This window comes from Pseudoalteromonas sp. TAB23, assembly GCF_000498075.1.
GTDB classification, from domain to species: domain Bacteria; phylum Pseudomonadota; class Gammaproteobacteria; order Enterobacterales; family Alteromonadaceae; genus Pseudoalteromonas; species Pseudoalteromonas arctica.
In genome coordinates, this window is sequence record NZ_AUTP01000290.1 from 1 (window position 1) to 20,623 (window position 20,623).

Below are 20,623 nucleotides of genomic sequence, written 5' to 3' on the forward strand. Positions count from 1 at the left end.
TGACGTGGTTTAATGGATTCGACTACCCCAGTTAAGAGATAATCAACTTAACTGGAGATCGATAATGACAAAACGTAAAAAGTATTCCAAAGAATTTAAACTTGATGCCATCGCATTAGTTGTTGAGCAAAACTACTCTCAAGCAGAAGCCTCTAGAAATTTAGGGGTAAATCCCAACATGCTTGGTCGGTGGATAAAAGAAGCTGAAAATGATGATGGGCAGGCTTTTAGAGGGAATGGTAATTTGACCCCTGAGCAAGAAGAGATCAGAGAGCTAAAAGCGCAAGTGAAACGCCTAGAAATGGAGCGTGAAATATTAAAAAAAGCGACGGTCTTCTTTGCCAAAGAAACGAAGTGAAATACTCGTTCATAACCCAATACAAGAAGACCTGGCCTGTGGCGGTAATGTGCCGAATACTGGGTGTAAAAAGTAACAATTACTATAGTTATCAAAAGCGATATTCAACTAAATCAGAGGATCCAACACATCAAGAAATGATTGATTGGGTCAAGGACATAGCGCACTTCAGTGATAATACTTACGGTGAAAGGCGTATTCAGAAAGTCTTAAATGCACTCGGTTTTCCGGTGAGCCGTCACAAAACAGCACAGTTAATGAAAGAGGCAAATGTCTGGGTGCGTTATAAAAAGAAATACAAAGTAACAACGAATAGTGACCATAACAAGCCTATTTATCCCAATGTACTTGAGCAAAACTTCAACGTTGAAGCCGCTGATCAAGCTTGGGTACAAGATATCACTTATGTTTGGACTGCAGAAGGTTGGTTATATCTGGCGGTAGTGATTGATTTATATTCGCGTAAAGTCGTTGGTTGGAGCATGGGCTCACGAATGAAAGCGCAGCTTGTCTGTGACGCACTGACTATGGCGATGTGGCAACGCCAACCCAAAGCAGGGTTGATTATCCATTCAGATCAAGGGGTTCAATATGCAAGCCATCAATATCGTAGATTGCTCAAGTCAAACGACTTCATTGGTAGCATGAGTAAGAAAGGTTGTTGCTGGGATAATGCTGTTGCAGAAAGCTTCTTCGGTAGTTTGAAGCAAGAGCGCGTGCATTGGAAAAATTACCCAACGCGTTATGAAGCTCAACAGGATGTAATGAATTACATCTGCATGTGGTACAACAGTCGTCGCTTACATTCGTACTTAAATTATCAAAGCCCAAATGACTTTGAAGAACGAACCGAAACATTAGATATGGTTTCTTAACTAGGGTGACTGAATTTAGTTGACCACGTCACTCCTACCTCGCCGATTTTCTGAAATACAGACTAAGCATTTATACATATTTAATAGTAATTACTACAAAAAGTGACTCAGCTATTTTAGTTAGCCTGCTATCTGTGCGCGATTTTGGAAATCAATGAACATATAGCTTTATGGATGTTTTCTTTTTTAGAAAGGCCAAGAAGGCCAAGTAGTACTTTTTCAGATAGTTGAATAGCTATAGTTGTCTCAATTGGTTTTGTTAATTTTCTGTTGACTATTCATTTTTTTGCATGCTTTTACATCTACGTAATCCGCCATAATAAGGAAGTAAGTAACTTGTTTGAGGAGAGATTTAGATATGGTTTCTTCTATAGACAGCACTTATTTTAAATTAATTTTTTGCAATAATACAACCATATAACAAGACAGCAACACAATAATGAATTATTGCAAAAAGGGCATTGTGTTTGTTTTTTGTTACTTTAAAGCTTTGTAAATAAAGAGTTTTATTTGGTTAGCCAAGTGTTGACCTTTTGCATAAGTTAGGACTACTATTCGAATCAAAATAGGTACTGCAATTAAATGCAGACCGTTTTTGAAGGCAAAACAATTAAAATAGTATTCTAGGGAGAATCCAATGTTAAATAATCAAGTTTCAAAAGCTGTTCGCTTAGCGATTGCTTTTGGTGCAGCATCTACAGCTGTTTTTTCTATGAACACAATCGCTGCAAACGAAGGTGTTGAAAAAGTAGAGCGTATTCAAGTAACGGGTTCACGCATAAAGCGCACTGATATTGAAACAACCGTGCCAATCACATCAATTGGCCGAAGTGATATTATTCAAATGGGCGCATTAAATGTAGCTGATGTTTTGAATCAATCCCCGGTCACTATTGCTGGTTCAAACCAATCAAATAGTGCATTTGGTACTACAGGCGTTGGTCTTAACACTACATCTTTACGTAACTTAGGTTCTTCAAGAACATTAGTATTAGTGAATGGTCGTCGCTTTGTATCAGGCGTTTCTCCATCAAGCGGTTATGCGGTTGACTTAAATGCAATACCAGCATCAATGATTGAACGTATTGATATTCTTAAAAGTGCTTCTTCAGCGATTTATGGTTCAGATGCTGTTGCTGGTGTTGTGAACATTATTACGCGAAGCGATTTTGAAGGTGTTGAAGTTAACGCTCAAACAGGTGTTTCAGATGAGTCTGATCGCGAAAAATATTCTTTAAACCTTACTGCTGGTAATAGCTGGGATTCAGGTAGTGTAACAATTGCTGCTGGATATGATGATGATAAAGGTCTGAAGTCATCCGATCGAGACTTCTCAAGATATGATGAAGCTATATTTTTGAATGATGAGGGTGGTGAATATGTTGGTATTCAGAATTCTTCATATCCGCCTCAAGGCCGTGTTGGCGCATACAATGCAGATGGGACACCTTATGTAGGTGATGAGAATTCATTCAATCGTGCTTCTTACCGACAGTTAGTGACTCCGCTTGAGCGTAAATACGCAGCAGTTAATTTTAAACAAGATATTTCAGATAGTGTTCACTCTTTCACGGAAGTAAACTGGAATTCATCTAAAACATACAACTCGACTATTGAACCAACTCCTTTTACTACGGATGATGTATATCTACCTTCACGTGGTGGTGTTGGTGGGATTAAACTGGGAAGCCCTTTAGTTCCAGACCTTTTACGCCAAAATTTAATGTCTGATAATCCTGATTTAACAATGGATGATAATATTCCAACGTTAGTTCGCCGTATGGTTGAGTTTGGTGCTCGTTCAACCGATTTAGAGCGTGATACTATTCGTATTGCGACAGGTATAGATTGGGAAATTAATGACAACTGGCTTTTAAACTCTTATATTTCATGGGGTAAAACTGACCAGCGACAAGAAAATGGTGGTCAAATAAATGTTGAACGTGCTGCAAATGCATTAGATGTATACACTAACGCAGAAGGTAACGTCCAATGTTCTAATGATTTAGCAGTACTTCAAGGATGTGTGCCTTTAGATTTGTTCGGTGCAGGAACTTTGTCTGATGAAGCTGTTGCATATGTAAGATCACCTGCAAAATCTCAAGGTCAAGTTGAGCAATTTATATTTTCAACAACCCTTTCAGGTGAATTACCAATTGAGTTAGTAGGTGGTATGGTTGGTCTAGCAGTTGGTGCAGAACATCGTCTTGAAAAAGGTTCATACTCTCCAGGTGATTTAGCGCAAACTGGTGCTTCAAGTACAAATAAATCTGAGCCTACGAATGGTAGCTTCTACACTAACGATGTTTTTGTTGAAACTGTATTACCAGTTCTCGAAAATGTTGAACTAGATTTAGCCGCTCGCTATTCAGATCATGAAATTGTTGGTGGACAAACAACGTGGAATGCAGGTGTACAATACTCTCCTACAGATACAGTAAAATTAAGAGCATCAGCAGCGCGAGCTATTAGAACTCCAAATATTGCTGATTTATTCGGTGGTAGAGGTGAAACATTTTCAGGTGTTGCAGATCCTTGTGATGCAATTACTGCATCATCTACCGGAAATGTAGCGGCTAACTGTCTTTCTATCGCTGAAGTGGCTAATCGAGTTGCTACTGAAGGCGCATTCAATTTAACAACTATTGAACGTCAAAGCACTGGCGGTTATGTTGGTGGTAATGAAGATGTAAAAGAAGAAACATCTGATTCATTTAGTGTTGGCGCTATTTGGCAAGTGACTGATGAATTTTCATTAACGCTTGACTACTACGATATTGCTGTAGATAACGCTATTGCTACCACTGCTAGAACAACTGTATTAAACCGATGCTACGGTGTTAATCCATCAGACTTTGATGCGACATGTGGTGGGGCAATACGTGATACAAGAGGTGCTTTGACAGAAGTTAGCTCTGGTACTAGCAATGAAAATGATTTAAGCACAAAAGGCTTGGATATTGAATTAAGCTATAAACAAGAATTTGCTTACGGGCAATTATCAGCTGACTTGATTTGGAATCATTTGTATGAGTATGCTGAAACATCAATCGAATCTGGTGAAGAGATAGATTACAGAGGTGAAGTATTAACTCCTACTAATCGTGCAAATTTAAATTTAGGCTATGCAGTTGATGACTTTGCAGTATCATGGCGCATGAAGTACTGGGCAAGTTCAAATGATAGTAATATTGAAGGAAACCAAAATTTCTCAACTGGTGCTCCTTTAGACAAGTTTAATCGCTTCCCGACTGTTATTTATCATGATCTATCAGGTACTTATAACATCACTGATGGAACAGACGTTACTTTGTCAGTTCGAAATGTTTTTGATAAGCAACCTCCTGTAGCAAACCAAAGTTCAGTAAGTGGGGCATCAGGTATAAACACTGTTGGTGAAGCTTATGATGTTACTGGTCGTTATTTCCAGTTAAGCTTTACTACTAAGTTCTAATTGTTATTTATATAAAATGATAAAAGCCGCGATTTTAATCGCGGTTTTTTTATAAATATACTTTAATAAATTATGTGTCGTAGTTATTTTAAAAAAATACCCTTATACTAAAAAAGAATAATTAAATAAATCCAATCACACAATTTAGCGAGATATAAATGAAAGAAGTCCGATCTTTTATTAAAACAGCATCATTAACGGATCTTGAAAAAGCTCAACAGCTTATCAATGATGCAATTTCAAAATATACCCAGCAGCAAAAAGCGAAACAGGAAGTTTTGGATCTTTTAAAAGAAAAAGGACTTACGCTAGAAGATTTACAAGATGGAGCATCTGATAAACGTACTAAAGTTAAGCCTAAGTACCGTATGGAACTTAATGGTGAGACTATTGAATGGACAGGCCGTGGCCGTCGTCCTAAAGCGTTTGAAGGTGTTGAGCTTGAGAAATTTTTAGCCTAAAGCTAAATATAAGAGAAGCCTCGGCTTCTCTTTTTTGTTTACTCCTCAATAAAATATAATTAAAGTTTAAAACTCCCAGCTATTATTTGCTAAAATCTCTTCACTCAAACCTATTTGTTTTCCCATGAGCTATAAACTAAGACCTTACCAGCAAGAAGCCGTAGAACGAACCGTTTTACACTTTAGAAAGAGTAATGATCCTGCCGTTATTGTGCTACCAACCGGTGCAGGTAAAAGCCTTGTTATTGCTGAACTTGCCCGTATTGCTAAGCAAAAAATATTAGTACTTGCTCATGTAAAAGAGTTGGTAGAGCAAAATTCGCAAAAATATAAAAGTTTTGGTTTAGAGGCGAGTATATTTTCAGCAGGTTTAAAAGAAAAGTCATTAAACCATCAAGTAACCTTTGCCAGTGTGCAATCACTTTCTCGTAATTTAAATAAATTAAATGAGCATTATTCGTTACTTATTATTGATGAATGCCACAGGGTAAATGGGGATAAAAAAAGCCAGTACGGAAAAGTAATAAGTAGTTTAAAAGAATATAACCCTCAGTTAAAAGTATTGGGTTTAACAGCAACACCTTATCGGCTAGGAACGGGGTGGATATACCATCATCATTATCATGGCTTTGTTAAAGGGACTAATGAAAGCCCGTTTAAAAGTTGTATTTTTGAATTGCCGCTCAGGTATATGATCAAACATAATTATTTAACGCCACCAAACGAAGTTGATGCAGCGATTAGCCATTATGATTTTTCGTCTTTAGATAGTAATGCATTTGGGCAATATACGACTGATGATATGAATGCGCTTTTAAAAAACAATGAGCGCGCAACGAAAGCTATATTACAGCAAGTAATTCAATACAGTGAAGAGCGTGAAGGTGTTATGGTTTTTGCCGCCACGGTAATGCATGCTCAGGAAATATTAAGCTACCTACCAGCTCATCAAAGTGCACTTATAACAGGTGATACGCCAAACACTGAGCGCGATAAAATTATTAAGCAATTTAAAGCTAAGCAATTAAAGTATCTAGTTAATATATCGGTACTAACAACCGGCTTTGATGCGCCACATGTCGACTTTATAGCTATTTTGAGACCTACAGAATCAGTTAGTTTATATCAACAAATTGTGGGGCGAGGCTTGAGGTTATCTGAATCAAAAACGGATTGCTTAGTAATAGATTATGCCGGCAACGGTTTTAATTTATTTCACCCAGAAGTAGGTGATAAAAAAGGCGATAGTGATAATGAACCTGTGCAGGTACTTTGTCCTGGCTGTGGTTTTGCGAATATATTTTGGGGTAAAACTGATTCCGCAGGAAAAGTAATAGAGCACTTTGGCAGGCGCTGTAAAGGGCTGTTAGAAGATGATGATGGGCATAAAGAGCAGTGCGATTATCGTTTTAGGTTTAAAGAGTGTGAGCAGTGCGGTGCCCAAAATGATATTGCTGCACGTAAATGCCATGATTGCGGCGCGGTAATGGCCGACCCTGATGATAAGTTACGTAATGCATTAAACTTGAAAGACGCACTTGTGCTTCGATGTAGTGGGTTATCGGTAACTCAAATTAAAGATGAACTTATTAAAATAACGTATTTTGATGAAGATGGTGCAAGTTGCGATGAAGTATATAACCTCGCAAATAAAGGCGGGCAATTTATATTTAATAAGCAATTTGGTCTACGAGTAGGGCTTGGGCAAACACCTATTAATTTTAAAACTGCAGAGCAAGTAGTAAAAGCACAATTTGAATTAGTACCACCGGATTTTGTTATTGCACGAAAAAGCAAAAAGTATGGTTGGAAAGTGGCTGATAAGCTATTTGACTATAAAGGGGGTTTTAGAAAGGCAAATCAGTTAAGCCGCTAAGCTTAACTGATAGAGTACATTGAACTAAAAGGCGATTAAGCCTCGTCACCGTCCATTAATCCCCAGCCATCACCGTATCCATTAAAGCTATTAGCAATACTTTCAATGTATTGCTCTGCTTGTCCTAGAAGGGTGTGCTCTGGCACCATTTGTACTTGAGTGATTACTTCCCAAACGCCAGTGTCTTTGCATTTTTCAAGCTCAGCATTTTGAACTAATGCATCAGAGACTATTTCTTTAGCAAATTTTTCAGCATCGGCTTCTTGTTCAAATAAAATAAAAAAATCGACTTGGTGCATTTTATTTAAATCAATGCCAGCAGCGGCTATTTCGGCTAAAAGTTGGCCGTTATCATCATCAGGGAATTGCATTAAAAACTCATTTAAAATTAATTTTGTATTCGTAGGCACTATTGTAACTAAAATATTGTCTTAACGCGTACTAATTTTAATTATGCTGATATTTATTCAAGGTTAAATTTACGCGTTAGATTGTTATTAAGTTAATGTGTTGCTCATTATGGCTATGCTAATATGCGCGTAATTAGCCAGTTTTATGTAAGATATTAAAAGTAAGGATATTTACTTGTTTATTAAGTTTTTACGTTGCATGTGTGTTGTGAGCGCTTTAATTGCGACAAATAGCTATGCGGCAGAAAAAGTCATAGAAGATTACGAAATTGAAGGGTTAAGTGGCGATTTAGAAAATAACGTAGCTCTTTACCTCAAGCAGTTAATTGGCGAGAAGCCAACCCGTACACTTCGCCGTTATGCTCAAAAACAAGTACAAAATAGCATCAAAGCACTTGGCTATTATAGCCCGACCGTCGAGGTTATTTATGATAAAGACGACAGCGAACTAATTGTTAAAGTTGAACGGGGGCCTGCAACTCGCATAGAAGCAATTAATATTACGCTAAATGGTGATGGTCAAAGCGATACCCAATTACAGGCATTGATTAAAAGCAATCACTTAAAGCAAGGTGATGTTTTAAATCATGGTAAATATGACTCTGCTCATAAAAAAATAGAATCTATGCTACTAGAGCTAGGTTATTTTGATGCTAAGTGGCCAGCGCGCAAATTAGAAGTATCGCTTAAAAAAAATAGTGCTGTTATTACTTTCATAATTGATACCGGAGTTAGATATCAGTTTGGCGATATACAAATTGCCAGTAGTACACCCGCTGAAAAATACATACGCTCTATAGCGCCTTTCTCTCAAGGTCAACCTTATAAATCAACACATATTGCTGACTATAATTTGGATTTATCAAGCACCCCTTACTTTGCAAGCGTGCGCGTTTACGCCGATATTGCTGCGCGTAAAAACAGTCAAGTACCGATTAAAGTTGAGGTATTACCCAAGCCAGCTAATAGCTATGAAATTGGCGGCGGTTTTAGTACTGACTTAGGTCCCAAAGTGCGTTTTAAATGGAGTAAACCGTGGATCACAGAAGACGGCCATTACCTCGAAACTAATTTAAATGTGGCACAAAAGCAGCAAGATATTTCCATGGCTTATACAATTCCGGTTGATGATCCGAATGATGATTTATGGCGTTTTTCTGTCGGTTATAAATTAGAAGATGAGCTCACAAATGACACTTACAGTGAAATATTAACAGGGCAAGTTCAGCGCCAATGGTTGACTGAAAATAAGTGGGTGCGTACTGCATTTTTACGCCGCGACCAAGAAACCTACCGTATTGGTGATGAAGACGAAGAAAGTACCGAAATGTTAATGCCTGGCATTAGCTACGCGCGCAAAAAATCAAAAGGCGGCACGACTCCCTATTGGGGAGAGCAGTGGCTTATATCTGCTGAGTTTGGCTTAGATGATGTGCTTTCGAGTACTAATCTGATTAGGGTGCAAATGCAACATGCATGGCTACGAACTTATTTTGACCGCCACTTGGTGTTTTTAAAAGCGAATGTGGGAGCAATGCTTGTTGATGATATTAATAACGTGCCATTTTCACTTCGTTTTTACGCAGGTGGCGATCAAAGCGTTCGTGGTTTTGCGTACCAATCAATTTCGCCCGAGAACGATGATGGCGAGCTAATAGGTGGTAAGTATTTACTATCGGGGACGATGGAATATAACTACCAGTTTGCTAAAAATTGGCGAGCAGCTTTATTTGTTGATGGTGGTACTGCGACTAATGATTTTTCTGATGATTTTGAAGTAGGTGCTGGTTTTGGTTTTCGCTATTTAACACCCGTTGGCCCAGTGCGTATAGACCACGCTTGGGGATTAACAAAAGAAAGTAAAAGCACACGTTTAAGTATTACCATAGGGCCAGAAATTTAATGTCAGTATTAAAAAAGATAACAGCCGCCGTAAGTGCTATTTTTGTCATGTTAGTTGTTGCACTATTTTGTTTGTTATTTACCGCACCCGGTAATCAATTTATTGCTTATAGTGCAAACAAAGCGGTAGATGGACTACATATTGAAATTAAAGATGGCCGTTTTATTTATAATGATGCTTTTAATGTACGCTTTGCTAGCAACGGATTGGACTTTAATGCACAACAATTGAAAATTGATTTGTTTTGGTGGCAGTGCGATGGAATTTGTATAGATAACTTAAGTGCTAAATCTATAAATTTAACATTACCAAAAACTGCAGATTCACAAGAAGAAGCCGCTGCAGAGCCGCTTGAAAAAATCAGCTTACCTTTTAATATTGCTGTAAAAAACATTGCGATCAATAAATTTACTCTAGAGCATCCAAGTGCAAACGTAAGCGTTAATAACTTTAAACTCTCAGCAAAAGCAGAGGGTTCAAAGTTGACGGTTAAAAGCCTGAATATTCCCACCATACTTGTTGCTTTAAAAGAGCAAGAACAAGATGCGAAAACACAAACGGCGCAAAATACTCAAGCGCCTTTAACGCACCTACCCGCATTACCTAATATAGAATTTACTTCACCACTTGATTTAGTTGTTGAAGACTTTGAAATTGCTAAAATTACGATTGAGCAAAACGAAGCCCAACATGTTATTGAAAACATCTCGCTGCAATTAAGTGTGGAAGATGCGGTTATTAATTTAGAGTCATTCTCAGCAAAGTATGAACAGTGGCAGCTTAATACGCATCTTAACGCTGAGCTTGCAGGGAATTTGCCCGTGAAAGGGGATGTTGTTTTACAAAGTGACGAGCACCAAGCCAATTTGCAGTTGAATGGCGACTTATCAAATCTAAACTTAAATTTAGAAACACAGGGGCAATACCCACTTAGTTTAACGGCAACAGCAAATTTAAAGCAAAAAAACTATCCGTTTGAGTTAAATGGAAAAATTAAGCAGTGGCTTATTGATGCACAAAGTAATGAGCTTAAATTGCGAAATGTAAGCCTTAACGCACAAGGTAATGCTGACGACTATCAGCTTAGCCTACAGGCGAAGAGCCAACTAGGCGCGTACCCAGCTGTTGACTTAAATACCCAATTAAAAGGCAGTCTTACCAAAGCAACTTTACAAGCGCTAAGCATTAAAGCAAACGAAAGCAGTGCAACTATAAAAGCCAATGTTGATTGGCAAAAAGGCATACAGGCTAACTTTAATGGCACGGTTGCTAACTTAAAAGCGCAGTACTTAACTGATGTCGCTACCAGTGATATTTCAGGACAGTTTAAAGGCTCGTTTAGTGCAGCTGACGACAAGTGGCAGCTACAAATGAATAATACAAAGTTAAGCGGGTTACTTAACGACGTGCCACTAGAATTTGCCTCAAACTTTAAGCTCGATAATATGTTAAAAGCTAATATTGATAGCTTTTATTTAAGTAGCGGCACCAATAAATTAGCACTAAGCGGGCAAGTTGATGATACTTGGCAGGTTGATGGCAAAGTAACGCTAAAAAGTGATGAAAAAGCTAATATTCCATTTACTGCCGACGGTAACGCAAATTTAAAAGTGAGAGGGGAAAGGTTAACGCCGTCTGTTGATTTAGCACTAATACTAGATCGCTTTATTTTTGATGAAATAAACATTAATAAACTATCAGTAAAAGGGCAGTTAAATACCGCAGCCGATTGGCAAACCGATGTTTCGGTAAGTGTTGGTTCGGCGCTTGTAGCCGAACAGCAAATTAATAGCGTTAAAATTTATATTAGCGGCGACAAAACAGATCACCAACTTACGGCATCTATAGATGCCGAGCAAGGCAGTGTAGAGCTTGAAGTTAATGGCAAAATTAATAATACCACTTGGAATGGCGAGCTTAGTAATGTAACGCTCAGCGATAAAAAGCTTAGTTTTAGTAATACTAAAAATATTGCCATTATGGTTAATACGCAAAGTGGCGACTTTGATGTAAGTGCACATTGTTGGGCATCTGAGCAAAGTGAATTATGTATAGACACCTTAGCGCAGTCAAAAAATCTCGGTCAGTTAAATGCTAAACTAAGCAACTTAGCACTTGAGGAGCTTAAGCACTTTTTACCTAATAGCATTCGTACTCGCGGTAATATAGCTGGCGATGTAGCACTTAATTGGCAAAGCGGCGCGCTTAAAACATTACGCGCAAATATCGATTCTAGCGACTTAGAAGCAGTGCTAACCTCGGAAGAAGATCGTTTTAAATTACCAATCGAAACATTAAGTATTAGTGCGTTTTCGGATTCTCAAATTGGCAAGCTTGAAGCTAATTTAGAATCAAGTGTATTAGGCAAAATTAATACACAAATTAATATCGATGATATACAAGATACGCAAGCGCTTAATGGCACCATTAATATTGATAAAATACTCCTTTCAGACTTACAACCTTTTCTTGAAACGCTCGAGCAGTTAAAAGGTGATATTAGCGGTAAAGTGGCGTTAGCAGGTACGTTAAAAGATCCTTTATTAAATGGGGAGCTTAATGTGAGCGATATTAGTTTAGAGGGCGAGCAATTACCTATAGCGCTGCAAAACTCAAATATAAACGTATTGTTTGATAAAACAACAGCCACAATAAAAGGCAACTTAAACGACAATCAAGGCGGTAAAATAAATCTAACCGGTGACGTTGATTGGCAAGGTGCGCAGCCTGCTGTAAATGTTGCGGTAGTTGGCGATCAGTTTTATGTACGCGCGCAGCAAGGGGTTACTTTTAAAGTATCGCCGGATTTAAAAATAGGCTTGGCTAATAATGCACTCAAGCTTGCTGGTGAGGTAGTTGTGCCTTACGGTCGTATAATGATTGAAGAGCTTCCTGAGGGCGCGGTGCAAGTTAGCGATGATGAAATTATTGTTGATCAAAAAACTGAGGCCACAGAAACAGTTCCGTTTGATTACGACATAGATTTAAAAGTGATTGTTGAAAACGATGTAAAAGTAGAGTCGTTTGGCTTGGAATCAAAAGTTGCGGGTGATTTAGCGATAAAAATGAGTCAAGGTGCGCCAATCATAGCCACAGGTGAGCTTAACTTAATTGAAGGTACTTACTTAGCCTTTGGGCAAGATTTAATAATCAGCACCGGGCAAGTAGGTTTTAGCGGTTCAATTGAACAACCATTTTTAAATATTAAAGCAATACGTAACCCCGATACGACTGCAAATGGTGTCATTGCAGGGGTTACGCTCACGGGTAATGTTGAACAACCAACGCTTAAAATATTTTCTGAGCCTGCGATGGATCAAGCTCAAGCACTCGCATATTTACTTAATGGTCAACCTTTAGGCGATGGAGAAAGTTCGTCAAGCGATGCTATGCTCACACAGTTATTACTCTCTCAAGGGGTTAGCCGCAGCGAAGGGGTTGTTTCTAAGGTAGGTGAAACCTTTGGGCTGTCAGATGTAAGTTTAAGCTCATCAGGTAGTGGTGATAGCACCAAAGTAGAAATATCAGGTTACGTAGCACCCAGTTTGCAAGTTAAATATAGCGTGGGTGTATTTGATTCGCTCAGTGAAGTGGCTGTGCGTTATCAGTTACTTTCACAGTTATACATAGAAATAACGAGCGGGCTATACCAAAATGTTGATGTGCTATATAAGTTTGATTGGGAATAACCAAAACTATAATAATTATAAGGATATAAGCGATGAAAAAAATTATATTGCCGGCTCTGCTTAGTGTTTTGTTGAGCGGTTGTGCTCAACAACTAGGTAATGGTGTTGCTAATCAAGAGCTACCTTTATTGAGCGCGAGTGAGGTAATTGCTAGTGCAAAAGATAATGACTGGCGAGTAGTGAACGCTCAAAATATTTTAAAGATAACGCTGCCAACGGGCGATGCGTATGTTGAGCTCAATGAACGGCTTGCCCCAAAGCACACTCAAAACATTAAAAAGTTAGCGCGAGAAGGGTTTTATAAAAATACTAGCGTTTATCGGTTTGTTGAAGGTTTTGTTGCTCAGGGCGGGGACAGCTCGGGTAAAAAGTTAATTAAAACGGCAGATAAAACAGTCCCTGCTGAGTTTTATTTAACAACAAACAAACCACTTTTAATTACTGAGCTAAATGGCGACGGATATGCACTAGTTACTGGCTTTTTAAACGGCTTTGCAGTAGCTCAAAACTCAGCACATACGCAAACATGGCAAGTGCATTGTAGTGGTGTGTTTGCAATGGCGCGCGATAACGATATAAATAGTGCGAGTACGGAGTTTTTTGTAACGATAGGGCAAGGCCCGCGCTACCTTGATAAAAACATTACGGTGTTTGGTCGAGTGCTCGAAGGTATAGAGCATTTTAATCGTTTAGCGCGTACACCAACTGAAGGTAAAGTATTTAACCCAATTACCAATATACAAGTACTTGGCGATGTACAAAGCGATAAAAGTATATTTAAAGTGATGAAAACAAACTCATCTGTGTTTAAAAACTTAATCAGTGCTCGTAAAAACCGTATTGAACCATGGTTTGTTAAAGCACATAGCTACATTGATGTGTGTGGTATGCCTATACCCACTAAGCGTGAAGTTATACCAATCCGCAATAATACTTAATCATTTTGCGGGGCTAAACGTGTCGCTACCTGCGTTAAAAGATTCTCATTTAGAACAACTAAATAGCGAATTTTTTGCCTAGCTATCAACACGTTTTCCCAGCCTCAAAATAGCTCACTTAATTAAGCGAATTGGTATTAATTAAATATACAAATAGAAAAGGAGCCTAGGCTACTTTTTCAATATTTATATTCCAGTGCAAAAAATCTATTGACGATTAATTTTAACTGCAAATGGCGTGTCGTTATAATGCGTAGAGCGATACGGGTTTATATCAAGCCCACCGCGACGAGTATAACGCGCGTAAACCTCTAACTCTTTAATATTAAGTTGTGTTGTTAAATCGCTATAAATACGCTCAACACACTGCTCATGAAATTCGTTATGCGTTCTGAACGAAATTAAATAACGCAGTAACGATTCGCGACATATTTGCTCGCCTGTGTATCGTATGATCACACTTGCCCAGTCAGGCTGAGAGGTAATTAAACAGTTCGACTTAAGTAAATGGCTATAGAGCGTTTCTGTAACTACGTTATCACTTTTTGCTTTAAGTGAATTAGCATCAATATCGTAATTATTAATTTCAATATCTAAGTCATCAATACATTCACCTGGCAGCGCCGTACACGGTAAGCAATTGTAATCATCAGGATTATATAAAGTCACTTTGACAGGGCTGTTAACCGCGTTTGATAAGTCATCAATTAAGTGCTGTTTTACTACATCAATGCTTTCAAATCGGGTTTGGTTAAAGCTATTTAAATAAAGTTTAAACGACTTTGACTCAATAATATGGCTGCTTTGGCACTCAAAGGTAAATAAGGCTACGGCAACTTGCGGTTTACCTTTATTGTTTAGCCATGAAAGCTCGTAACCTGTCCAAATATCTTGGCCTTTAAATGGAAGCTCTGCTTCGTCAATATTTAAAGCATCACGATTTAGTTTGCGCGCAATAGGGAAAAGCAAGCTTGGCGTGTACACATCTACATACTCAGTAGATTGGCCTAATACGCTACCTTTAAGGTCTGGAGAATTGCTGTAATCTGTCATGTTTGCTCTTAAATAGTTACAATAGGGACATTATATCTAATTTAAATGAGTTTCACAGTATGTCTGTTGCATTGCTTATAGAACAACTTCATCAAACATTTAGCGAAAATACCCTGAAAAATACCGCAAAGTACCCACTCATCACACACGACGAGCAATGGCCAAGCCCATGTGAAGTTGGTGAGGTTGACGAGCAAGGAAACATTCAATGGCAGGGCGCGCGTCAGCAACCTGCAGGTTCGCTTAATGATTTAGCCAGCGCACTTGAGCTTGATTTCCCAAAAGAGCTTAGCGAGCTATATGGGCATATGTACGGTGGAAGCATTTCAGCAAATATTGATGGGCATCAGGTTGAATTACTACAAGCATGGAACGAAGAAGACTTTAATTTGTTACAGCAAAATATAACGGGCCACGTTTTAATGAAACGCAAGCTCAAGCAGGCAGAAACAGTATTTATTGGTTTAACAGATCAAGATGATTTACTAGTAAGTGTATTGGTGCACACTGGTGAAGTATGTTTAGAGCACGTAGGCAAAAAAACACACCATGTACTTGCACCTAACATTAATGCTTTTTTAAAGGCATTAGAGGTTTAAAAGGTGTTTAATAAATCAGCTTAGCGTCATCACTAAGCTGATTTTAAGCGCTCATTAAAGTGGTTACTGAAAATCCCACGATATATTAGACACTAAGCCACACGGCTCACACCTAAAATCGAATAACCCAAACCACGATTCAGGTAATTTCCAATCGCCATTGCAGCTAGGGCATTTTCGTTCAAGTTCAGACACTTTATCTACGCCGCCTACACGGTATAAATAATAATAGGTTGGCTTTTTAGTTAAAAAACTAATTCGCTTTGTTATGTCTTTTCCGCGTCTGTATAAGTCGCTTTGGATACTCGATATTTCTTCAAGTGCCGGAAACTCACAACGGGTTGCGCCATTAATTTGAATTTGATCGCAGGCTTGCCAATCTTCTTGCCATTTTATAAGCGTTTTATAGTCACCATTAGCAATTGCCGGAATACGAAATAGCGGCACAGGCAAAAAGTCATCACCACAATAAAGCGGGCTACACGTATGCACATAGGTTGTGTATAAAATATAACTTGATGGTTCTTTGCAGCAATCAGCGCCGTTGGAGTGAATATCTTGTCCAATCACTTTTACTTTTGGCGCAAGTAGCCCCGCACTATGTAATTTTTCGATACTGTGCTTAACAAACGGGCTGTTATTTAGCGGGTGCATTGCATCTTCAGTAGGGCACATCACTCGGGTAATAAAAAATCCATCTTTTAAAACGGTTGGAAATTCTTCACCCATTATTTGACCATTAAAACGCAGTGCATTTACTAAGCGATTTATTGCTTGTTCGGCTTGTTCTAAGGTGGTGTCTTGGTAGCAATCAAAAGTTAAATCAACAACGAACATTTATAGTCTCAAATTATTTTTGTTCTAGCAGTGCAAGAAGTTTATCGAGTTTTTGCTCAATTCTATCTAATTGACTTGTTTTAAGCTCAGTATTATCTGACTGCTGTGGGTTTCTCATGAAGTTATTAATTGAATCAGGATTGTTTTTATATTGGCTTACTGCTGCAATAATCATCGGCATAGGAACCGGTTGCGCCAAACGGCTTTTAGTTAGTGCTACAGTAGGGGTTTTGCCTTCATCAAGAAGGGCTTTAATTGCATCAAATACAACTGAATTCATTAGGTATATAACTCTTTAATAAAATAAATACGCAGCATATAAATGCTGCGCAGATGCTATGTTAGCAATAAATAAGAGAGGGTACATTAAATAAAATTACTTACTTTGACGAATGCGTACATCTAACTCGTCAATTACTTCACTCCAATCACCGTCTTGTGCAAGCGATTCAGCTAAAAAGTGCTGTTGTGCCTCATCCCAAAAAGAAGCTTCTTGGAGTAGCGTTGTGTCTTCTAATTCATGTGAGGCAATAAATGCATCTATTTGTTCATCAGAATTAGGTAATCCAAGTTGTGCAAATAGTGTATTGATGTCGTGTTTAGTCGTATCCATGATATTGCTCCTTTAAACGAATGAAAACTTATTCTAAGGATTAACTCTACTCCTAGCTAGTTAAACTCTCGCTGAATTTACGGTTAATAATTTTAGGTATATAGTTAGGTATAAAGTTAAACAGTCTACAGCTAAAATAATAAAGGAAATACAATGAGTGTAACCACGCCAGCTGATACGTTCAGCGTACAGTATTTAGCCGCAGAAGATATTAGCACTGCAGCAAGCCTAATTTATCAGGCTTATCATGACGATCCTATATTACAAAACATGCTTAGCTACAATGACGAAAATAAATCAGTATACGAAAAAAAATTACGATCATTAATTCGCGAAGAGCTCAGTAGTTTTTGGCAAGAAAAGCAGCCATTAATTGGTTTATACCGCAACGATAAATTAAAAGCAGTAGCGTGTGTATTTGAATCTAATAGCCAATTACAAGCGCAGCGTTATTGGCACTGGCGTTTAAAATTAATGCTGAGTGCGGGCTACTTACAAACAAATCAATTAATAGATAAAGAACAAACAATTAGAGATGCCCTTAAAGAGAAAGGCAATTACTACTTTTTAGCTTTTATTGCCGTAGATCCACATTTTCATGGGCAAGGGTTTGGTCGTTACTTACTACGAGGGCTTGATGATTTAGTTAAATGTAACGCTGAGTCAACGGGGATGGCTGTATTTGTAACGCGTAAAGAACACACTGAATTTTTTAAAACCGAAAAGTTTGAAGCATTTAAACACCTTACTTTTAACCAAGTAGAGGGCGAGTTACTGTTTAAATCAATAATTGAGCCAACTATTTAAAATTATGATGTAAGCCAATGCGCCCAAATGGACATAAGGCCGTGAGATATATCTCACATTATCGTGAGCATTGTCAGTTAAAGGCTATTAATAAGTAGCCTTTTTTCATTCAAGCTATTGTTATTTAAAGTTTATTTTTATTTTTCATTTTTTTGACGTTTATTTATTTAATGTTAAGTCCTATTTCTCCCCCCTGATTGCTTTAAACTTCACTTCGTCAAGACGACATAGCTCAATGATTGAGTTACTGCCAAGGATACGGAATAGGCAACATAGCGGACGCTAGCAGGAAGCATAAAGGACAAGCTAAAACGGATACAAGGAAGAATAAGGAAGTGCATGAAGCACTTAGTAGCTAGGAGTTACTTTAGGATAATCACGGATGACGCTACAGGAAGTAGCAGGAGCGTTAGTTTACGCAGGACGGCCAAGATGGCAAGTGGACATTGCAGGATGCAAAAGTGGCAGGAGCTACTTTAAAGGATTACCAGGGATGATGCTACGGGATGCAGCTAAACGATAGATTTCGTGGGTTTGCCAAGATGGCTATGGATATTGCAGGATGCAAAAAGTGGCAGGAGCTACTTAAAAGGATTACCAGGGATGATGCTACAGTATGTAGCCAAACGATAGATTTCGTGGGTTTGCCAAGGTGGCTATGGATATTGCAGGATGCAATGTGAGGGTAAACAAGGTTGTTTACTCGTTCAGGGGATGATAATACGGATTTAAGATAATGGATATCTAGCAGGATGCAGTCCAATTGGGGCGTAACTTTAGTTACGCCTTAGTTTTTTGTGTTGAATTAAGTTTTATATTTTATGCGGTGGAACAACCACACTTTTCAAAAACTCATTTTCCATAATTAACACACCTTGATAAGCATTTTCACCATCGCTTGAAAACTCAAATATAAATTCACTTTTGATGCCTGGCTTGCCGTTCTTTAAAAAACCAAAGCGGCGTTTTGTGCATGCAACACTCATCAACTGCACCTGCAATTGCTCACTTTGACGTTTAGCATGAACGTTCGCCGCTTCAGCAACCTTTCGGTTAAGCCAAAATAAGTAAATTACACTACCAATAAGTATGAACGTCCATAAACTTGCCATTTAAGAGAATAACCTTCCAATTGCACGCGCGAGGGTTTCGCTACGATTTTCTTTACGTAATAAGCCTAATAAATGCGGGCGAATAGTCGGTATTGCAACTAAGTCAGCAAAAATACTTGGAAACAATTCTTCAATTTTTTGATGATGTGCGCAATTATCCATAAATACATGTAAGCGTTCAGGGTTCTCTAATTGCTTAAAACACCGCCCAGCTATTGTTAGTAACACGTCAGAGTCGTGCCTTACCGGCGAGCTTAGTACAGTATCAACTAATTGAGCGCATAACCCTTGAGCTTGACCTTTCGATGCAGACCTTAGTGCTGCGGTTATAGCTAATGTATCGTTATTACTAATTGCGGTCTGTGTGTAATCAACAAGTAACTCACTCATTGATGTTGGTATTTCAACGTGTTCAAGCATGGCACTGAGTGGTTGCAGTACTTCAATAGGTAAATGCGCCCATGCTTTTTGCAAATTACTTAAGTTTGTATCGCTGTCTAAGCGTAGTGCAAAATCGGCAATACCCTGCAGTGCAACACCTTGCCAATTATCAAAACCAATTTTACCGCTAAAGTATAACTGTGCATGCTCGTAATACTGCGACGCAGGCTGTTTTAATAGTACTTTTACTTGGGCGTTAAATGCCGCTAATTTATTTGCGTTTGGTGTAAAAACATAAGGGTTATTATCAAGTTTCCCATCGGCTTGCTCACCTGTAATTTCAGTGCCTAGCGCTTGAATAACCATATCAGCAAAGTGATCGCGACTAGCACTTACAAGCATACTTTGCTCATCAAGTGGAAACTTTAAAAACCATACATAAGGTTCTTTACTGGCTTTAGTATCCCAAAATTGGATAGCGAGCCAAGCATGACCAGCAAGAGGATAAGGGTAAGGCACTTGAGCTTGTTCAATAGCTAAAAATTGTTTTTTATCAAGCTTAGTAATGTGCCTGCCAATATCAAAAGCACGCCACTGAGTACCCGCACCATCTAAAAGCTGACCTAATGTAGCTATTTGATCACTCATTGTTTTCTCAACTGTTTTTACTGCAAAATTACATTAATTATACGTCATAGCCGCCTATGAGGGAACAGGGTATAATTGCATTACATATATAAAAGAGGGTGGTTATGTACCAGCAAACCCAAACTTATTTAGTGCAGCTAACGGCACTTTTACAAAAACACGCGCTTTGGCAAAGTGAGCCAATAGACGCTGATGCACTGCTTTCAAATACTCCTTTTTGTCACGATACAATGGCGTTTGAGCAGTGGTTACAATTTGTATTTATTGATAAAATACAGCAATTAATAACGCACAAGCAACCACTGCCACGTAACTTTGCTATTGCCCCTATGGCGCAAATGACACTTGTGAATAAAGCAGGGAGCGATGAAATAATTGAATTACTAACAGCCCTTGATACCTTTTTAGGAGAACCAAATGAGTGAGCGTCCGGCGCCTATTGAATATGGCGAGCTGACTATTTTGTATCAAGATGAAAACTATGTGGCTATAAATAAGCCTTCAGGTTTATTAGTGCATCGCTCGTTTTTAGATAAACACGAAACCCAGTTTGCTATGCAAATGTTGCGCGACCAGCTAGGGCAACATGTATTTCCAGTACATAGGCTC

Annotated in this window: 18 protein-coding genes; 11 read left to right on the top strand and 7 right to left on the bottom strand. The window is 38.4% G+C overall.

Annotated elements, in window-relative coordinates; all coding sequences use genetic code 11:
- Positions 1-64: 64 nt before the first annotated feature.
- From L654_RS0117995 to L654_RS0118010, 4 genes are all read left to right on the top strand, one after another.
- A protein-coding gene (locus L654_RS0117995) for an IS3 family transposase (RefSeq protein ID WP_139016089.1) occupies positions 65-1,233 on the top strand; the annotation gives its coding sequence in 2 pieces (ribosomal slippage) (positions 65-341 and positions 341-1,233; 1,170 coding nt in all).
- A 637-nt stretch (positions 1,234-1,870) separates the two neighbouring features.
- Positions 1,871-4,687 carry a TonB-dependent receptor gene (locus L654_RS0118000; RefSeq protein ID WP_024608666.1) on the top strand — a complete coding sequence of 939 codons (2,817 nt, stop codon included), beginning with the start codon at positions 1,871-1,873 and terminating at the stop codon, positions 4,685-4,687.
- Positions 4,688-4,845: 158 nt separating this feature from the next.
- Entirely contained in the window at positions 4,846-5,148 is a 303-nt protein-coding gene (locus L654_RS0118005) for an H-NS histone family protein (protein ID WP_007586043.1), read from the top strand.
- 124 nt (positions 5,149-5,272) lie between these two features.
- Positions 5,273-7,024, top strand: coding sequence for a DEAD/DEAH box helicase (locus tag L654_RS0118010; protein ID WP_024608667.1), 1,752 nt, complete (start codon positions 5,273-5,275; stop codon positions 7,022-7,024).
- Between the two features lie 35 nt (positions 7,025-7,059).
- Here L654_RS0118010 and L654_RS0118015 read toward each other — a convergent pair whose 3' ends face one another.
- Entirely contained in the window at positions 7,060-7,395 is a 336-nt protein-coding gene (locus tag L654_RS0118015) for a ribonuclease E inhibitor RraB (RefSeq protein WP_007378192.1), read from the bottom strand.
- A 214-nt stretch (positions 7,396-7,609) separates the two neighbouring features.
- On the opposite strand from L654_RS0118015, the gene L654_RS0118020 reads away from it, so the two are divergent.
- The 3 genes from L654_RS0118020 to L654_RS0118030 are packed head-to-tail and all read left to right on the top strand — an operon-like array spanning position 7,610 to position 13,964.
- Positions 7,610-9,337, top strand: coding sequence for an autotransporter assembly complex family protein (locus L654_RS0118020; protein WP_007378193.1), 1,728 nt, complete (start codon positions 7,610-7,612; stop codon positions 9,335-9,337).
- Complete coding sequence (locus L654_RS0118025; RefSeq protein ID WP_024608668.1) at positions 9,337-13,026, top strand: translocation/assembly module TamB domain-containing protein; 3,690 nt, start codon at positions 9,337-9,339, stop codon at positions 13,024-13,026. Before L654_RS0118020 ends, L654_RS0118025 begins: the two co-directional genes overlap by 1 nt.
- Before the next feature lie 32 nt (positions 13,027-13,058).
- Positions 13,059-13,964: a peptidylprolyl isomerase gene (locus L654_RS0118030; protein ID WP_024608669.1), complete on the top strand. Its 906-nt coding sequence runs from the start codon at positions 13,059-13,061 to the stop codon at positions 13,962-13,964.
- A gap of 207 nt (positions 13,965-14,171) precedes the next feature.
- Here the strand turns inward: L654_RS0118030 and queF are convergent, their stop codons facing one another.
- Positions 14,172-15,017: an NADPH-dependent 7-cyano-7-deazaguanine reductase QueF gene (gene queF / locus L654_RS0118035; protein ID WP_024590784.1), complete on the bottom strand. Its 846-nt coding sequence runs from the start codon at positions 15,015-15,017 to the stop codon at positions 14,172-14,174.
- 59 nt (positions 15,018-15,076) lie between these two features.
- Here queF and syd point away from each other — a divergent pair, with 59 nt between their 5' ends.
- Entirely contained in the window at positions 15,077-15,616 is a 540-nt protein-coding gene (gene syd / locus L654_RS0118040) for a SecY-interacting protein (protein ID WP_024608670.1), read from the top strand.
- A gap of 63 nt (positions 15,617-15,679) precedes the next feature.
- Here syd and L654_RS0118045 read toward each other — a convergent pair whose 3' ends face one another.
- The 3 genes from L654_RS0118045 to L654_RS0118055 form a co-directional block, all read right to left on the bottom strand.
- Entirely contained in the window at positions 15,680-16,453 is a 774-nt protein-coding gene (locus L654_RS0118045; RefSeq protein WP_024608671.1) for a Zn-ribbon-containing protein, read from the bottom strand.
- Between the two features lie 13 nt (positions 16,454-16,466).
- Positions 16,467-16,733 carry a hypothetical protein gene (locus L654_RS0118050; protein ID WP_007378199.1) on the bottom strand — a complete coding sequence of 89 codons (267 nt, stop codon included), beginning with the start codon at positions 16,731-16,733 and terminating at the stop codon, positions 16,467-16,469.
- Positions 16,734-16,829: 96 nt separating this feature from the next.
- Positions 16,830-17,066: a DUF2789 domain-containing protein gene (locus tag L654_RS0118055; protein ID WP_002958240.1), complete on the bottom strand. Its 237-nt coding sequence runs from the start codon at positions 17,064-17,066 to the stop codon at positions 16,830-16,832.
- A gap of 153 nt (positions 17,067-17,219) precedes the next feature.
- Between L654_RS0118055 and L654_RS0118060 the strand changes: the two genes are divergently transcribed.
- Entirely contained in the window at positions 17,220-17,873 is a 654-nt protein-coding gene (locus L654_RS0118060; RefSeq protein WP_024608672.1) for a GNAT family N-acetyltransferase, read from the top strand.
- Between the two features lie 812 nt (positions 17,874-18,685).
- Here the strand turns inward: L654_RS0118060 and L654_RS0118075 are convergent.
- Together L654_RS0118075 and L654_RS0118080 are read right to left on the bottom strand one after the other, a co-directional pair.
- The gene (locus L654_RS0118075; protein WP_002963032.1) at positions 18,686-18,985 is read right to left on the bottom strand and encodes a DUF3301 domain-containing protein; all 300 of its coding nucleotides are present in this window, start codon (positions 18,983-18,985) and stop codon (positions 18,686-18,688) included.
- Complete coding sequence (locus L654_RS0118080) at positions 18,986-20,014, bottom strand: DUF3549 family protein (RefSeq protein WP_024608673.1); 1,029 nt, start codon at positions 20,012-20,014, stop codon at positions 18,986-18,988.
- A 104-nt stretch (positions 20,015-20,118) separates the two neighbouring features.
- Here L654_RS0118080 and L654_RS0118085 point away from each other — a divergent pair, with 104 nt between their 5' ends.
- Together L654_RS0118085 and L654_RS0118090 are read left to right on the top strand one after the other, a co-directional pair.
- Positions 20,119-20,439, top strand: a complete 321-nt coding sequence (locus L654_RS0118085; RefSeq protein WP_024608674.1) for a YqcC family protein — start codon at positions 20,119-20,121, stop codon at positions 20,437-20,439.
- Positions 20,432-20,623, top strand: a 192-nt coding sequence (locus L654_RS0118090) for a pseudouridine synthase (protein WP_029753692.1), incomplete at its 3' end; no start/stop codon positions are given. The genes L654_RS0118085 and L654_RS0118090, both read left to right, overlap by 8 nt.

Excerpts from the sequence above, each read along its gene's own strand:
- L654_RS0118000 (WP_024608666.1), top strand. The coding sequence starts at position 1,871 with ATGTTAAATAATCAAGTTTCAAAAGCTGTTCGCTTAGCGATTGCTTTT.
- L654_RS0118005 (WP_007586043.1), top strand. The coding sequence starts at position 4,846 with ATGAAAGAAGTCCGATCTTTTATTAAAACAGCATCATTAACGGATCTT.
- L654_RS0118010 (WP_024608667.1), top strand. The coding sequence starts at position 5,273 with ATGAGCTATAAACTAAGACCTTACCAGCAAGAAGCCGTAGAACGAACC.
- L654_RS0118015 (WP_007378192.1), bottom strand. The coding sequence starts at position 7,395 with ATGCAATTCCCTGATGATGATAACGGCCAACTTTTAGCCGAAATAGCC.
- L654_RS0118025 (WP_024608668.1), top strand. The coding sequence starts at position 9,337 with ATGTCAGTATTAAAAAAGATAACAGCCGCCGTAAGTGCTATTTTTGTC.
- L654_RS0118030 (WP_024608669.1), top strand. The coding sequence starts at position 13,059 with ATGAAAAAAATTATATTGCCGGCTCTGCTTAGTGTTTTGTTGAGCGGT.
- queF (WP_024590784.1), bottom strand. The coding sequence starts at position 15,017 with ATGACAGATTACAGCAATTCTCCAGACCTTAAAGGTAGCGTATTAGGC.
- syd (WP_024608670.1), top strand. The coding sequence starts at position 15,077 with ATGTCTGTTGCATTGCTTATAGAACAACTTCATCAAACATTTAGCGAA.
- L654_RS0118045 (WP_024608671.1), bottom strand. The coding sequence starts at position 16,453 with ATGTTCGTTGTTGATTTAACTTTTGATTGCTACCAAGACACCACCTTA.
- L654_RS0118050 (WP_007378199.1), bottom strand. The coding sequence starts at position 16,733 with ATGAATTCAGTTGTATTTGATGCAATTAAAGCCCTTCTTGATGAAGGC.
- L654_RS0118055 (WP_002958240.1), bottom strand. The coding sequence starts at position 17,066 with ATGGATACGACTAAACACGACATCAATACACTATTTGCACAACTTGGA.
- L654_RS0118060 (WP_024608672.1), top strand. The coding sequence starts at position 17,220 with ATGAGTGTAACCACGCCAGCTGATACGTTCAGCGTACAGTATTTAGCC.
- L654_RS0118075 (WP_002963032.1), bottom strand. The coding sequence starts at position 18,985 with ATGGCAAGTTTATGGACGTTCATACTTATTGGTAGTGTAATTTACTTA.
- L654_RS0118080 (WP_024608673.1), bottom strand. The coding sequence starts at position 20,014 with ATGAGTGATCAAATAGCTACATTAGGTCAGCTTTTAGATGGTGCGGGT.
- L654_RS0118085 (WP_024608674.1), top strand. The coding sequence starts at position 20,119 with ATGTACCAGCAAACCCAAACTTATTTAGTGCAGCTAACGGCACTTTTA.